General features: G+C 69.9%; 12 protein-coding genes and 1 riboswitch. Of the genes, 3 read left to right on the top strand and 9 right to left on the bottom strand.

Annotated features, from left to right (window positions below; translation table 11 throughout):
- Positions 1-9 precede the first annotated feature (9 nt).
- A complete protein-coding gene (lysX, locus tag ACQPWU_RS58705) occupies positions 10-1491 on the bottom strand; it encodes a bifunctional lysylphosphatidylglycerol synthetase/lysine--tRNA ligase LysX (RefSeq protein ID WP_433435742.1) in 1482 nt (493 codons plus the stop codon).
- Positions 1492-1648: 157 nt separating this feature from the next.
- On the opposite strand from lysX, the gene ACQPWU_RS58710 reads away from it, so the two are divergent.
- The gene (locus ACQPWU_RS58710) at positions 1649-2128 is read left to right on the top strand and encodes a hypothetical protein (protein WP_433435743.1); all 480 of its coding nucleotides are present in this window, start codon (positions 1649-1651) and stop codon (positions 2126-2128) included.
- A gap of 61 nt (positions 2129-2189) precedes the next feature.
- Here ACQPWU_RS58710 and ACQPWU_RS58715 read toward each other — a convergent pair whose 3' ends face one another.
- From ACQPWU_RS58715 to ACQPWU_RS58735, 5 genes are all read right to left on the bottom strand, one after another.
- Positions 2190-2972 carry a type III pantothenate kinase gene (locus tag ACQPWU_RS58715; protein ID WP_433435744.1) on the bottom strand — a complete coding sequence of 261 codons (783 nt, stop codon included), beginning with the start codon at positions 2970-2972 and terminating at the stop codon, positions 2190-2192.
- Between the two features lie 3 nt (positions 2973-2975).
- Positions 2976-5501 carry an L-aspartate oxidase gene (locus tag ACQPWU_RS58720; protein WP_433435745.1) on the bottom strand — a complete coding sequence of 842 codons (2526 nt, stop codon included), beginning with the start codon at positions 5499-5501 and terminating at the stop codon, positions 2976-2978.
- Between the two features lie 85 nt (positions 5502-5586).
- A complete protein-coding gene (panC, locus tag ACQPWU_RS58725; protein WP_433435746.1) occupies positions 5587-6423 on the bottom strand; it encodes a pantoate--beta-alanine ligase in 837 nt (278 codons plus the stop codon).
- 21 nt (positions 6424-6444) lie between these two features.
- Entirely contained in the window at positions 6445-7335 is an 891-nt protein-coding gene (locus ACQPWU_RS58730; protein ID WP_360682973.1) for a Rossmann-like and DUF2520 domain-containing protein, read from the bottom strand.
- 312 nt (positions 7336-7647) lie between these two features.
- Positions 7648-7875, bottom strand: coding sequence for a chaplin family protein (locus ACQPWU_RS58735; RefSeq protein WP_433435747.1), 228 nt, complete (start codon positions 7873-7875; stop codon positions 7648-7650).
- 187 nt (positions 7876-8062) lie between these two features.
- Here ACQPWU_RS58735 and ACQPWU_RS58740 point away from each other — a divergent pair, with 187 nt between their 5' ends.
- Positions 8063-9025, top strand: a complete 963-nt coding sequence (locus ACQPWU_RS58740) for an SAM-dependent methyltransferase (RefSeq protein WP_433435748.1) — start codon at positions 8063-8065, stop codon at positions 9023-9025.
- Here the strand turns inward: ACQPWU_RS58740 and ACQPWU_RS58745 are convergent.
- Together ACQPWU_RS58745 and ACQPWU_RS58750 are read right to left on the bottom strand one after the other, a co-directional pair.
- Positions 9009-10202, bottom strand: a complete 1194-nt coding sequence (locus tag ACQPWU_RS58745; protein ID WP_433435749.1) for a cytochrome P450 — start codon at positions 10200-10202, stop codon at positions 9009-9011. The two genes, ACQPWU_RS58740 and ACQPWU_RS58745, sit on opposite strands and share 17 nt — an antisense overlap.
- Complete coding sequence (locus ACQPWU_RS58750) at positions 10202-10951, bottom strand: TerC family protein (RefSeq protein ID WP_433435750.1); 750 nt, start codon at positions 10949-10951, stop codon at positions 10202-10204. Before ACQPWU_RS58750 ends, ACQPWU_RS58745 begins: the two co-directional genes overlap by 1 nt.
- A 112-nt stretch (positions 10952-11063) precedes the next feature.
- Positions 11064-11179, top strand: a riboswitch (SAM riboswitch).
- 45 nt (positions 11180-11224) lie between these two features.
- Between ACQPWU_RS58750 and ACQPWU_RS58755 the strand changes: the two genes are divergently transcribed.
- Positions 11225-12511, top strand: coding sequence for an aminotransferase class V-fold PLP-dependent enzyme (locus ACQPWU_RS58755; protein ID WP_433435751.1), 1287 nt, complete (start codon positions 11225-11227; stop codon positions 12509-12511).
- Between the two features lie 3 nt (positions 12512-12514).
- Here the strand turns inward: ACQPWU_RS58755 and ACQPWU_RS58760 are convergent, their stop codons facing one another.
- Positions 12515-13183, bottom strand: coding sequence for a DoxX family protein (locus ACQPWU_RS58760; protein ID WP_433435752.1), 669 nt, complete (start codon positions 13181-13183; stop codon positions 12515-12517).
- Positions 13184-13269 lie beyond the last annotated feature (86 nt).

The raw sequence follows: 13269 nt of genomic DNA on the forward strand, positions 1-13269 counted from the left end.
CCGTACGGGTCAGTGGGTGGGCTTGACCAGCGGGAACAGGATGGTTTCGCGGATGTTCTTGCCGGTGAAGGCCATGATCATGCGGTCGATCCCCACGCCCACACCACCCGTGGGCGGCATGGCGTACTCGAGGGCCTGCAGGAAGTCCTCGTCCAGCTGCATGGCCTCCAGGTCGCCGCCGGCTGCCAGGAGGGACTGCTCCGTCAGGCGGCGGCGCTGCTCGATCGGGTCGACCAGCTCCGAGTAGGCCGTGCCCAGCTCGGTGCCGAAGCCGATCAGGTCCCACTTCTCCGTCAGCAGCGGGTTGTCCCGGTGCTGACGGGTCAGGGGCGAGGTCTCCAGCGGGTAGTCCATGACGAACGTGGGCTGGACGATCGTGTGCTCGACCAGTGCCTCGAAGAGCTCCTGCACCAGCTTGCCCGAGCCCCACTTCGGGTCCCAGTGGACCTCGCGGCGGTCCGCGAGCTTGCGGAGCTCCTCCAACGTGGTCGAGGTGGTGATCTCCTCGCCGACGGCCTCGGAGACGGCGCCGTACAGGGTGATGCGGGGCCATCTCGCGATCCCCAGGTCCACCTCCACCCCGTCGTGGACGACCACGGAGGTGTCCAGGGCGGCCACCACGGCCTTCTGGTACATCCGCTGGGTCAGGTCGGCCATGTCGTTGTAGTCGAGGTAGGTGCCGTACGCCTCGAGCATCGTGAACTCGGGGTTGTGCGTGGAGTCGGCGCCTTCGTTGCGGAAGTTGCGGTTGATCTCGAAGACCTTCTCGATGCCCCCGACCACGAGCCGCTTGAGGTAGAGCTCGATCGCGATGCGAAGGTAGAGCTCCATGTCGTAGGCGTTGATGTGGGTCTTGAAGGGCCGGGCCGTCGCGCCGCCGTGGATGGGCTGCAGCATCGGGGTCTCGACCTCGAGGTAGTCCTCCTCGTGCCAGAAGTCGCGCACCGCGCGCACCGTGGCACTGCGGAGGCGGGCCATCTTCCTCGACTCGTCGTTGACGATGAGGTCGACGTAGCGCTGGCGGACTCGTGCCTCGGGGTCGGTGAGGCCGACGTGCTTCTCCGGCAGCGGGCGCAGGCACTTGGCGGTGATCTGCCAGCTGTCGGCCAGGATCGACAGCTCGCCGCGCCGGGAGGTGATGACCTCGCCGGTGACGCCCACGTGGTCGCCCAGGTCGACGTCGCGCTTCCACGAGGCCAGCGACTCCTCGCCCACCTTGTCGAGCGAGATCATGACCTGCAGGTCGGCGTCGCCGTCGCGGATCGTTGCGAAGCAGAGCTTGCCGCCCACACGGTTGAGCATGACGCGCCCCGCGACCGCGACCGTTTCACCGGTGGCGGTGTCGGGCTCCAGGCCCTGGTATTTCTCCCTGACCTCGGCGTTGGTCGCCGTGCGTGGGAAATTCACCGGGTAAGGGTCGACGCCTTCGCTGCGAAGGCGGTCGAGCTTCTCCCTCCGGATGCGCATCTGCTCGGGAAGTTCGTCGCTCACAACATCAAAGGGTAGGGGATATGGCGAACTGCAAGGCCTCGTCGGTCCGCTGCAGGAACACTGCAGGACCTGTGCAAGAGCTCTCCCTTATCAATATCTCACGAGCTCAGGGGGGAGCCGGCAGGGAGCCGGTCCAAGGAGAGCTCAAGGAGAGAAGATGTTGAAGAAGATCGCCACCGGTTTACTCGCCGTCGCCGCGACCAGCACAGTGGCCCTGTCGCTTCCTTCCGCCGCCAGTGCCAGCACGGCCGACAACGACGACTACTCCAGCTCCTGGGGTCCCGTCTACGCCAAGAACCACCTCGCCAAGTCGCAGGGCTGGGTCGGCGTCAACTGGGACGAGGACGGCGAGTCGAACGAGGTCACCGTCCGCGGCCGGCTCTACGACCTGGACAACCGCGACGCCGACGAGGGTGGCAAGTGCGCGTACGTGAAGTTCGAGGCCAGCGACTTCGACGACGACTGGTCGCAGGTCTACTCCAAGAAGTACTGCGGCTTCCCCGGCTACAAGAAGTTCTCCTTCCAGGAGAACGACGTCACCAGCCTGCGGGTGAAGGTCTGCCAGATCGGCCAGTACAGCAACTACCCGACCAAGTGCGGCCACTGGGAGTACATCTACACCGCCGAGAGCGAGTGACGGTCGACCCCGAATACGCGCAAGCGGCCCCCTTGCCCGAGTGGGGGGCCGCTTGCTGGCGTCAGGTCGTGTTCCTGTTGTAGATCAGGCGCAGTCCGATGAGCGTCAGCCACGGCTCGTGCACGTCGATCGAGCGCGACTCGCCCACCACCAGGCTCGCGTGCCCGCCCGTCGCCACCACGGTCACCTCGTCGGGGTCGTCGGCCAGCTCGGCCGCCATGCGCTCCACGATCCCGTCCACCTGGCCCGCGAACCCGTAGATGATCCCGGCCTGCAGGGCCTCCACCGTGTTCTTGGCGATCACCGAGCGCGGCCTGACCAGCTCCACCTTGTGCAGCTGCGCCCCGGCCGCGGCCAGCGCGTCGACCGAGATCTCGATGCCGGGCGCGGTGACCGCGCCGACGTACTCGCCCTTGGCCGACACCGCGTCGAACGACGTCGCCGTGCCGAAGTCGACGATGATGCAGGGGCCGCCGTACTGGTCGATGGCCGCCAGCGCGTTCACGATCCGGTCGCTGCCGACCTCTTTGGGGTTGTCCATGCGTACGGGCACCCCGGTGCGGATGCCCGGCTCCACGATCACCGCCGTGACGTCGCCGTAGTAGCGGCGGCACATCTCGCGCATCTCGTTGAGCACGCTCGGAACCGTGGAGCAGATGGCGATGCCGTCAATGTCGGCCCCCTTGAGCAGCGGCGACTGCGTCAGCAGGCCTTGGAGGACGACCGCGATCTCGTCGGCGGTGCGGCGGGCGTCGGTGGCCAGCCGCCAGTGCTCGATGACGTCCTCGCCCTCGAACAGCCCCAGCACCGTGTGCGTGTTGCCGACGTCGATCGTGAGCAGCATCAATTACCCCCGCAGATCCAGTGCGATGTCCAGGGCCGGCGCAGAGTGCGTCAGCGCCCCCACCGCCAGGTAGTCAACGCCAGTTTCGGCCACGCGACGAGCCGATTCCAAGGTCAATCCCCCGCTGGCTTCAAGTACAACCCTGTTTTTCGCCCGATTTTTCACGACTTGTACGGCGCGAGCTGTGTCCTCGATTGTGAAGTTGTCCAGCAGGATCTCCTCGGCCCCCTCATCCAGCACGGCCTCGAGCTGGTCGAGCCGGTCGATCTCCACCTCGATCGGCAGCTCCGGGTAGAGCTCCCTGACCGCCCTGAACGCCTCGGCCACCCCTCCGGCCGCCACCACGTGGTTGTCCTTGATCAGCGCGGCGTCCGACAGCGACATCCGGTGGTTCACGCCGCCGCCGCAGCGCACGGCGTACTTCTCCAGGGCCCGCAGACCGGGCAGCGTCTTGCGGCTGTCACGCACGCGCGCCGCCGTGCCGCTGATCGCCTCCACCCACCTGCCGGTCAGCGTGGCCACCCCCGAGAGGTGCGTGAGCAGGTTGAGCGCCGTGCGCTCGGCCGTCAGCATGGCCCGCACCGGCCCCTCGACCGTCATCAGCACGTCTCCCGCCCGCACCCGCTCGCCGTCCTTGGCCTTCCTGTCCGTACGGGCGGCGCCCAGCCGGAGGAACACCGCCTCGGCCACGGCCAGCCCCGCCACGACGCCGTCCACGCGGGCCACCACGTCGCCCGCGCAGAACTGCTCGGCCGGGATCGTGGCCAGGCTCGTCACGTCGCCCGCCTCCTGCAGGTCCTCGGCCAGCGCGCGGTCGAGCAGCGCGTCCACCTCGGCCGGGTCCAGCCCGGCGGCGGTGAGCTCCTGCGCCAGGCGCGGCGGCATCGCATCTCCATGAGGCGTGTACGTCATGCGGGGGCCCTCCTCGGTCAGGGTCACGTCCAGGTGGCCGAGCCAGTCGTTGTCGTCGCGGGTGTCGTGGTCTTCGCGCCAGTGCGAGCCGCGGGTCTCGAGCCTGGCCGTCGCCGCACCGGTGAGCACGGTGGCGACGGTGAGCAGGTTCGTGGCCTCCCAGGACTCGGTGCAGGCGGGCACCTCGACCGGCGTCCAGCGGGCGTCGCGCAGCGCCCTGGCCGTGGCCAGCAGCGACTCGCGGCTGCGCAGCACGCTCGCCCCGGTGCTCATGTGGGCCTGGATCCTGGGCCTGACCCTCGGGTCCACCAGCCCGGTCGCCGTTCCGTCCTCGACCGGCTCGCCGGGCGACGGGCGTACCGCGTGGATGTCCTCGGCGATGCGCTCGGCGAAGACCAGCCCCTCGAGCAGGGAGTTGGAGGCCAGGCGGTTCGCGCCGTGCACGCCCGTGCAGGCCACCTCGCCGCACGCGTACAGGCCCTCGATCGAGGTACGACCGCGCAGGTCGGTGCGGACGCCGCCGCTCGCGTAATGAGCGGCGGGGGCCACGGGGATCGGCTCGGTCGCCGGGTCGATGCCGTGCTCGCGGCAGATGGCGTAGATCGTGGGGAAGCGGGACTCCCACTTCTCACGGCCGAAGTGGCGGCCGTCGAGGTACATGTGGTCGCGGCCCGTCTCGCGTATCCTGCGCATGATCGCCTTGGCCACGACGTCGCGCGGCGCCAGGTCGGCGAGCTCGTGCACGCCCTGCATGAACCGGCCGCCCTCGTGGTCGACCAGGTACGCGCCCTCACCCCTGACCGCCTCAGAGATCAGCGGCTGCTGACCGGTCGAGCCCTCGCCGAGCCAGAGCACGGTCGGGTGGAACTGGACGAACTCGATGTCGCGCACCACGGCCCCGGCCCGCAGCGCGAGCGCGACGCCGTCGCCGGTGGAGACGGCGGGGTTGGTGGTGGCGGCGTAGACCTGGCCCATGCCGCCGGTGGCCAGCACCACCGCCCTGGCGCGCACCGCGCCCACCCCGTCACGCGCGCCCTCGCCCATGACGTGCAGCGTCACGCCCGTGGCCCGGCCCCTGGCGTCCTTGAGCAGGTCGAGCACCAGCGCGTGTTCGATCACCTCGATGCGCTCGGCGCGGGCCGCCTCGACGAGCGCCCGCTGCACTTCCGCTCCCGTGGCGTCGCCACCCGCGTGCACGATCCGGCGCCGCCGGTGGCCGCCCTCGCGCGTGAGCTGGAGCTCCCCGTCAGGGGTGCGGTCGAAGCGGGCGCCGCGGGTCATGAGCCGCCGCAGCGCGCCGGGCCCCTCCGTGACGAGCGTGCGCACGGCCTGCGTGTCGCACAACCCGACGCCGGCGAGCAACGTGTCATTCAGGTGCTCATCGGGGGTGTCGCGGGGATCGAGCACGGCCGCGATGCCGCCCTGGGCCCATCGGGTGGAGCCTGCAGACAGCACGTCCTTGGTGACGACCAGCACCTTGGCGGACGGCTCAAGTTCGGCGTAGCGCAGGGCCACGGTCAGGCCCGCGACGCCCGAGCCGACGACGACCACGTCCGCTTCGACGGTCCAGCCGGGTGCGGGCGCGGTCAGCCGTAGGGGAATCGCCGGTGCACTCATCAGGGGTCTCCTCACTGAGGCGATTTCGTCAATATGACGATAACGCCTGGCGCGGCGTGCGCATGCCCCGGGGTCCCCGTGGCCGTCAGGCGGGATTCAAGGTGAGGGTGACGTTGTCGATCAGCCTGGTCGCGCCCACCTTGGCGGCCACCGCCAGCACGGCCGTCCCCTCGTACGACTCGTCCACATCGGCGAACGTGGCCGGGTCGGCCAGCGCGAGATAGTCGACCTCGAGCCGGGGTCCGGCCGCGTCGAGCACCTCTTGCGCCGCCGCGCGGATCCTGGCCGGAGTGAACTCCGCGGCGCCCGCCCGCAGGGCGCGGGAGAGTGCCAGCGCCACCTGCCGGTCGTCGTCGGACAGGTAGCGGTTGCGGCTCGACAGGGCCAGGCCGTCGGGCTCGCGTACGGTGGGCGCGCCCAGGATCTCGATCGGCAGGTCGAGGTCGGCGACCATGCGGCGGATGACGGCGAGCTGCTGGGCGTCCTTCTGGCCGAAGACCGCGAGGTCGGGCTGGACGAGGTTGAACAGCTTGAGCACGACCGTGAGCACGCCGTCGAAGTGGCCGGGGCGGGATGCCCCCTCGACGATCGTGCCCATGTGGCCGGCGGAGACGCTCACCTGGCGGTCCGGCGCGTACATCTCTCCGGGGTCCGGGTGGAACACGACGTCCACGCCCTCCGCCCGGCACACGTCAAGGTCGGCGTCGAATGTACGGGGATAACGGGAAAAATCCTCGCTTGGGCCGAATTGCAGAGGATTGACGAAGATGCTGACCACGACCTGATCGGCGCGGGCGCGGGCCTGCCTGATCAGCGACCGATGGCCCTCGTGCAGCGCGCCCATGGTCGGCACCAGGGCCACCTCACCACCACGGCGCGCCTTGACCAGGTCTTCCCGGTGCCTGGCGACGATCAGCTCCATACGACCCTCCGAACGCGACGATTAAGTCCATATATTGCCCCCGAGCGCGTCGAGCAGCCGCTCCGCCTCCTCCGGCTTGAGCAGGCCCGCCGCCAGTGCCCGGTCCGCCGTGAGCCTGGCCAGCGCGATGTAGGCGTCGGCCGCCTCGGGTGCCGCCAGGATCAGCGCGTCCACATGCTTGCGCACCGTGCCCGCGTCGCCGCGGACGACCGGGCCGGTCAGCCCGGTGATGCCCAGCCGGAGCACGTTGTCGAGCGCGGCACCGAGCAGCGGGCCCAGCATCCGCCCGGGATGCTCGACGCCGATGCGCCCCAGCAGCTCCTGCGACTCGGCGATGAGCGTGACCATGTGGTTGGCGGCCCCGGCCAGTGCCGCGTGGTAGAGCGCGCGGTCGGAGTCGGCGATCCAGACGGGCTCGCCACCCATCTCGATCACCAGGGCCTCGGCGATCGGCCGCAGCACGTCGGGGGCGGTCACGCCGTACGAGATGCCGGTGAGCTTGTTGAGGTCGTCGTCCCTGCCCGTGAACGTCATCACCGGGTGCAGCGCCAGCGGCAGCGCGCCGACTCTGGCCGCCGGGTCGAGCACGGACAGCCCGTACGCCCCGCTGGTGTGCACCAGCAGCTTGCCCTGCAGGTCGGCGCCCGTGGTGGCGAGCCCGTTGACGAGATCGGGCAGCGCGTCGTCGGGCACGGTGAGCAGGATGAGCTGAGCCGCCGCGACCACCTCGTCGGGTCTGGACAGCTTGACGCCGAGCCGGTCGGCGGCCCATCGCTGTGAATTGTCCGACACACCGCTCGCGGCCACGATCCGGTGCCCTGCCTGCGCCAGCGCGGCACCGAGGGCCGAGCCCACCTTGCCTGCTCCGAGCACGCCGACCGTCAGCCGTGCCGGGCGATCCCCTGCGTCCATGACGTCACACCTCTGTCGAGCTGATGGCACCGCCGACCAGCGTAACGGCCTTTCAAGGCTGCAGATGTGACCGCCGCTTTGCCGCATGTTGAGTTAGCGACAAAAGCGACAAGGGCATACAAAACGTGCACCCCCTGTCGGAAGAGATGAGGAGAGGGTTTCATCGCATGGCAGCGGGCGCCAGGTCCCTCATCCAGGACCGACGCCCGCGCGCATGAGACCTCTTGGAGGTGCGCCGGCTGGCCGCTCGCCGACCGGCCAGCCGGGGTGAGAGCCCGGGCCGGACGAGCGCCGGCCCGGGTCGTCCTTTTGTCAGTGGTGGCTCGGCCCGTAGACGTTGGCACCGCCCTTGCAGCCGGCGAACGCGACACCGATGACGGCCACGGCGTTGCCGCAGATGTCGATCGGGATGTTGATCGGGATGTGCACCTGGTTGCCGCCGAGCACGCTGCCGTCGCCGCTGGTGATGTCCGCGTGAGCCGGGGCCGCGAGCGACAGCATGGCGACGGCTCCTGTGACGACCATGAGCTTCTTCAGCACGAGGGTTCCTCTCGGTTGCGCGACCTGGGCCGCTGGATGCTTGCTCGGGAGCGATCGGCTCGGCCGATTGAGGGTTGGCGGAACGCGATCACTCGATGACAAAGGGTAAAGCTACCGCAAGTCGGCGACAATGAGTAGTCGTTTGATAACGATGCGTGTCAGGCGGAAGCCATGAGATAGTCCAGGCATGTGGCTCACCTGGCGCGCCGCGACAGAGCGTGCGCTGTACGGCGAGGAGGGCTTCTACCTCCGCGAACGCCCTTCGGGCCACTTCCGCACTTCGGTCAGCGCCTCGGCGGCGTTCGCCGACGCGGTGCTGGCGCTGTTGGCGGAGGTGGACGCCGAGCTCTGCGGCCCTGACGTGCTCGACCTGGTCGACATCGGCGCGGGCGAAGGCACGCTGGTCGCCCAGGTGCTCGCCGCCGCAAAGCCCGCGCTGCGCGACCGGCTCCGCGTCACGGCCGTCGACCTCTCCCCCAGGCCCGAGGGCCTGCCCGAGCGCATCGCCTGGCGGCGGAGCCTGCCCACCGGCATCACCGGCCTGGCCATCGCCAACGAGTGGCTCGACAACGTGCCGCTCGACGTGGCGGAGCAGACCGCCGACGGACCGCGCCTCATCACGGTGAACGTCCACACGGGCGAGGAGCGCCTCGGCGGCCCGCTGCGGCCCGCCGACCGCGCCTGGCTCGACCGGTGGTGGCCGCTGCCCCGCGTGGGCGCGCGCGCGGAGATCGGCCGCCCCCGCGATGAGGCATGGGCCTCTGTCCTGGCACGCCTCAACCACGGCCTGGCGATTGCCATTGATTATGCACATGCTGTGGATAACCGGCCGCTCTGTGGCACGTTGACCGGTTACCGCGACGGCTCGGTCGTCGCCCCCATCCCCGACGGGACCTGCGATATCACGGCTCACGTGGCGCTCGACGCGTGCGCGGAGGCAGGGCGCCGGGCCGGCGCGATATCCACAACCTTGTCCACACAGCGTGACGTGCTGAGGGCGTTGGGGATCACCGGGACCCGGCCGCCCATCGACCTGGCCCACGCCGATCCGCGAGCCTACATCCGCGCCCTGGCCAGAGCCTCGGAGGAGGGCGAGCTGATCGATCCGAGAGGCCTTGGCGGCTTCGGCTGGCTCAGCCAGCGGCGCTGATCTCCAGGGACTGCAGCCCTCGCATGATGTAGCCGGGTTTCCAGGCGGGCTCCTGCCGCAGCTCCAGCTTGCCCGCCCGGGCCAACAGGGCGCCGAACGACTCCATGAGCTCGATGCGGGCCAGCGGTGCCCCGAGGCAGAAGTGGATGCCGGCCCCGAAGGAGATGTGCGGATTGTCCGCGCGGCCCACGTCGAGCCGGTCCGGCTCGTCGAAAACCGCCGGGTCGCGGTTGGCCGACCCGAACAGCAACGCCACCTCCGCCCCGCGCGGGATCCCCACGCCGTGCACCTCGATGTCCTCCAGCACCCAGCGCTCGAACATCTGCAGCGGCGTGTCCCAGCGCATCAGCTCCTCGACGGCCGTGGGCAGCAGCGAGCGGTCCTCGCGCAGCCGTGCGAGTTCGGAGGGGTTCCTGAACAGGGCCCACCAGCCGTTGCCCGTCACGTTCACGGTGGCCTCGTGGCTGGCGTTGAGCAGCAGCACGCACGTGCCGACCAGTTCGTCCTCGGTCAGCTCGTCGATCTGCGCCAGCGCGCTGATCAGGTCGTCACCCGGGGTCCGGCGGCGCTCCGCGGCGAGGGTCTTGAGGTAGCCGGCGAAGTCCGACGCCGCGCGTACGGCCGCGTGCTGGGCGTCGGGTGCCGGGTTGAGCTCGTACATGCCGCAGATGTCCGCCGACCAGGGGCGCAGCAGGTGGCGGTCCTGCTCGGGGATGCCGAGCATCTCGGCGATCACCGTCACCGGGAGCGGCTCGGCCACCTCGGCGATCAGGTCGCCGCCGCCCTTTTCCACGAACGCGTCCACCAGTCCCTCGGCGACGGCGCGCACGCGGGGCCGCAGGGACTCGACCATGCGCGGCGTGAACGCCTTGGATACCAGCCGGCGCAGCCTGGTGTGCACCGGCGGCTCCACGTCGAGCATGCCCGCCCTGATCACCCGCCAGAACGGCTCGTGGAACTCCGGCTCAGGCGGCTTGCCGAACTCCTCGTGGGTGGCCACGTGCAGGTAGGACCTGCCCAGGCGGCGGTCCCTGAGCAGGGCGTTCACGTCGGCGTGGCGCGAGATCAGCCACTGGTTCGTCGGCTCGAAGTAGCTGACGGGCGACTCGCGCCTCAGCTCGTCGTACACGCGGTACGGGTGGGCCACGAAATCCGGATCCCAAGGGTCAAAGCGCACTATTTCATAGTAGGAGCGGAACCATCCTGCTTCCGGTCGGCGCGCTTGCTGCGCATCCGGATGTTCAGCAGCTCGACGACGAGCGAGAACGCCATCGCGAAGTAGATGTAGCCCTTGGGGATGTGCTGGCCGAAGCCTTCGGCGATGAGCACCACGCCGATCAGCACCAGGAACGACAGCGCCAGCATCTTGATGCTGGGGTGCCGGTCCACGAACCTGCTGATCGGCCCCGAGGCGAACAGCATCACCAGCACCGCCACCACGACCGCCGCGATCATCACGCCGAGCTGGTCCACCATGCCGACGGCGGTGATGACGGAGTCGAGCGAGAACACGACGTCCAGCACCATGATCTGCAGGATCACCGAGGTGAAGGAGGTGACGGCCGCCTTCTTGCCGTCCCCGCCCGCGGGGGCGTCCATGCTGTGGCCGATCTCGGTGACGCTCTTGCCCAGCAGGAACAGGCCGCCGAGCAGCAGGATCAGGTCACGTCCCGATATGTCGTGGCCGAAGACGGCGAACAGCGGCTCAGTGAGCCGCACCACCCACGACAGGGCGAGCAGCAGGAGCAGGCGGCTGACCAGGGCCGCGCCCAGGCCCAGCACGCGGGCTCTGTCGCGCTGTTCAGGGGGTAGTTTCCCGGCCAGGATGGAGATGAAAATGATGTTGTCGATCCCCAGGACGATCTCCAGGGCGACAAGGGTGAAGAAGCCGATCCAGATCTGCGGGTCGGTCACCCAGTCCAACATCTGCGCACCTCCATGACACGTGAGCGGGGTTTCCGGTAGCAACGAGCCACACGGCGCAGAAGTTCGCCGACTTGCGATCGAAGGTGGGGTTTCGGTTATAGTTCCCGTCGTAGGTCATGAGTGCCAGCACTAAGCCCCGGCTTGCTGGCCGGCAACCCTCGCGTCCGCGGCGGGGTGCCCCGGGTGAAGACCTGGTCCGTCACGAGGTGTGGCGGGCAAGCGCGGGCTCCGTGGCTGCTTCCAGGGGTCCGAAGACCCTGAGGGAGATGTGCCGTGTCCACGCTGACGATCTTCAGCTCTGTCCCCGCCCAGGCCGTTGAGGCGGCTCCCGCCGTCACGAGCAGGCCGATTCCCGCCGTACTCGGGGCCGATCTCGAGGTGCCCGTCAAGGGCGGAAGGCTCGTCGGCTACGCCAACCTCGACTACGCCGCCAGCGCGCCCTGTCTCGAGCCGGTCAGCGCCGCCGTCACCGCCGCGCTCCCGGCCTACTCCAGCGTCCACCGGGGCGCGGGCTATGCCTCCCAGCTGACCACCGCCCGCTACGAGCAGGCCCGCCACACGGTCAGGGCGTTCGTCGGCGCCCGCCCGGACGACGCCGTGATCTTCACCCGCAACACCACCGACGCCACGAACCTCCTGGCCGGCTGCCTGCCCGCCGGCACGACCACCGTGGTCTTCGACACCGAGCACCACGCCTCGCTCCTCCCCTGGAAGAAGTCCGTACGACTGGCGCCGCCCGCCTTCCCCGGCGAGGCCGTCCGCGCCGCCGACGAGGCGCTGGCCGCGATCGACGGGCCCAAGCTGCTCGTGGTCACCGCCGCCTCGAACGTCACCGGCGAGCTCTGGCCCATCGCCGCCCTGGCCCACATCGCGCACCGGCACGGGGCCCGCATCCTGGTGGACGCCGCCCAGCTCGTACCGCACCGGCGGCTCAACCTGACCGCGCTCGATCTGGACTACGTGGCCTTCTCCGGGCACAAGCTGTACGCGCCGTTCGGCGCCGGGGTGCTGGTCGGGCGCCGGGACTGGCTCTCGGATGGTGAGCCGTACCTCAAGGGCGGTGGCGCGGTGCGTTCCGTCGGGGACGAGACCGAGTGGCACGACGACCCCGAGCCGCGGCACGAGGCGGGCACCCCCAACGTGCTGGGCGCCATCGCGCTGGCCGCGGCCTGCGACGCGCTCACGGCCACCGGCTGGACCGCGGTGGTGCGGGAGGAGGAGCGGCTGATCGCCCGGCTGCGCTCCGGGCTGGCCTCGATCGAGGGCGTGCGTGAGCTGTCACTCTGGGGCGGTGATCACCCGCGCGTCGGCATCGTGTCGTTCACGGTGGACGGCTACTCGGCCCGCGAGGTGGCCGAGGTGCTCTCCAGCGAGTACGGCATCGGGGTGCGCGACGGGAAGTTCTGCGCGCACCCGTTCGTCCGGCACCTGCTCAACGAGACCGATGGGGGCTGCGAGGACGGCACCGCCTCCGCGGTGCGCGCCTCGATCGGCATCGGCACCACGGAGGAGCACGTCGACCGGCTGATCGGGGCGCTGCGGGATCTCGTCACCCGCTGAGCCTCATTCCCTGTTCGGCGGCTTGCGGTGCGGCGGCGGCTCGTCGGAGACCAGGGCGTCGATGTCTCTCATGTCGTCGTCGTTGATCATGCCTGCCCGGCGCTCGCTGGGCTGCCTGGGCACGCGTGGCGCCTCCGCCGGTTCCTTGGACGCCATGGGCGTCGTGGGCCCGCCGGTCATGGTCGTGACGTTCGACGGCTCCGGAGGGCGCGCGCCCGGAGCGTACGCGGCGAGCTCCTCCTCGGCGGCCCGGCGCTCCCCGCGCCGGCGGAACATCGCGCCGAACAGGCCGTCGAGCCCGATCCGCCCACCGCCGAGCGCCAGGAACAGCAGGCCCAGCGCCCCGAGCGCGCCGGGCAGTTCCCAGCCACCGGTGATGGCGAGCACACCGTGGCCGGCGTGCATGAACGCGATCGCGCCCAGCATGTCGAGCAGCAACAGGAGCCCCACCAGCCGCACCAGCAGGCCGAGGATCAGGAAGAGGCCGCCGACGGTCTCCACGACGGTCGCGTACGCCGAGGTGAGCTCGGGCATCGGGATCCCGACCCCCCTGAATGCCTGCCCCACGGCTGGGAGACCGCTCGACCACTTCTGCAAACCGTGAGCCAGGAAGATGACGCCGATCGCCACTCGCGCGATCAGGGCCGCGACATCGAACACAGCTCTCTTCATGGTGTTTTCTCCCCCCATTCCCGGTCTTTCTCCCCATGTCCGGCTTAGGGATGCGTTTCCATACGATTCCTTGACCATCCCCCCGG

The sequence above is a fragment of the Nonomuraea sp. CA-141351 genome (genome assembly GCF_050944675.1).
Taxonomy (GTDB): domain Bacteria; phylum Actinomycetota; class Actinomycetes; order Streptosporangiales; family Streptosporangiaceae; genus Nonomuraea.

Bases quoted from the DNA above. Each gene is read 5' to 3' on its own strand.
- ACQPWU_RS58710 (WP_433435743.1), top strand. From the start codon at position 1,649: ATGTTGAAGAAGATCGCCACCGGTTTACTCGCCGTCGCCGCGACCAGC.
- ACQPWU_RS58715 (WP_433435744.1), bottom strand. From the start codon at position 2,972: ATGCTGCTCACGATCGACGTCGGCAACACGCACACGGTGCTGGGGCTG.
- ACQPWU_RS58720 (WP_433435745.1), bottom strand. From the start codon at position 5,501: ATGAGTGCACCGGCGATTCCCCTACGGCTGACCGCGCCCGCACCCGGC.
- panC (WP_433435746.1), bottom strand. From the start codon at position 6,423: ATGGAGCTGATCGTCGCCAGGCACCGGGAAGACCTGGTCAAGGCGCGC.
- ACQPWU_RS58730 (WP_360682973.1), bottom strand. From the start codon at position 7,335: ATGGACGCAGGGGATCGCCCGGCACGGCTGACGGTCGGCGTGCTCGGA.
- ACQPWU_RS58740 (WP_433435748.1), top strand. From the start codon at position 8,063: ATGTGGCTCACCTGGCGCGCCGCGACAGAGCGTGCGCTGTACGGCGAG.
- ACQPWU_RS58750 (WP_433435750.1), bottom strand. From the start codon at position 10,951: ATGTTGGACTGGGTGACCGACCCGCAGATCTGGATCGGCTTCTTCACC.
- ACQPWU_RS58760 (WP_433435752.1), bottom strand. From the start codon at position 13,183: ATGAAGAGAGCTGTGTTCGATGTCGCGGCCCTGATCGCGCGAGTGGCG.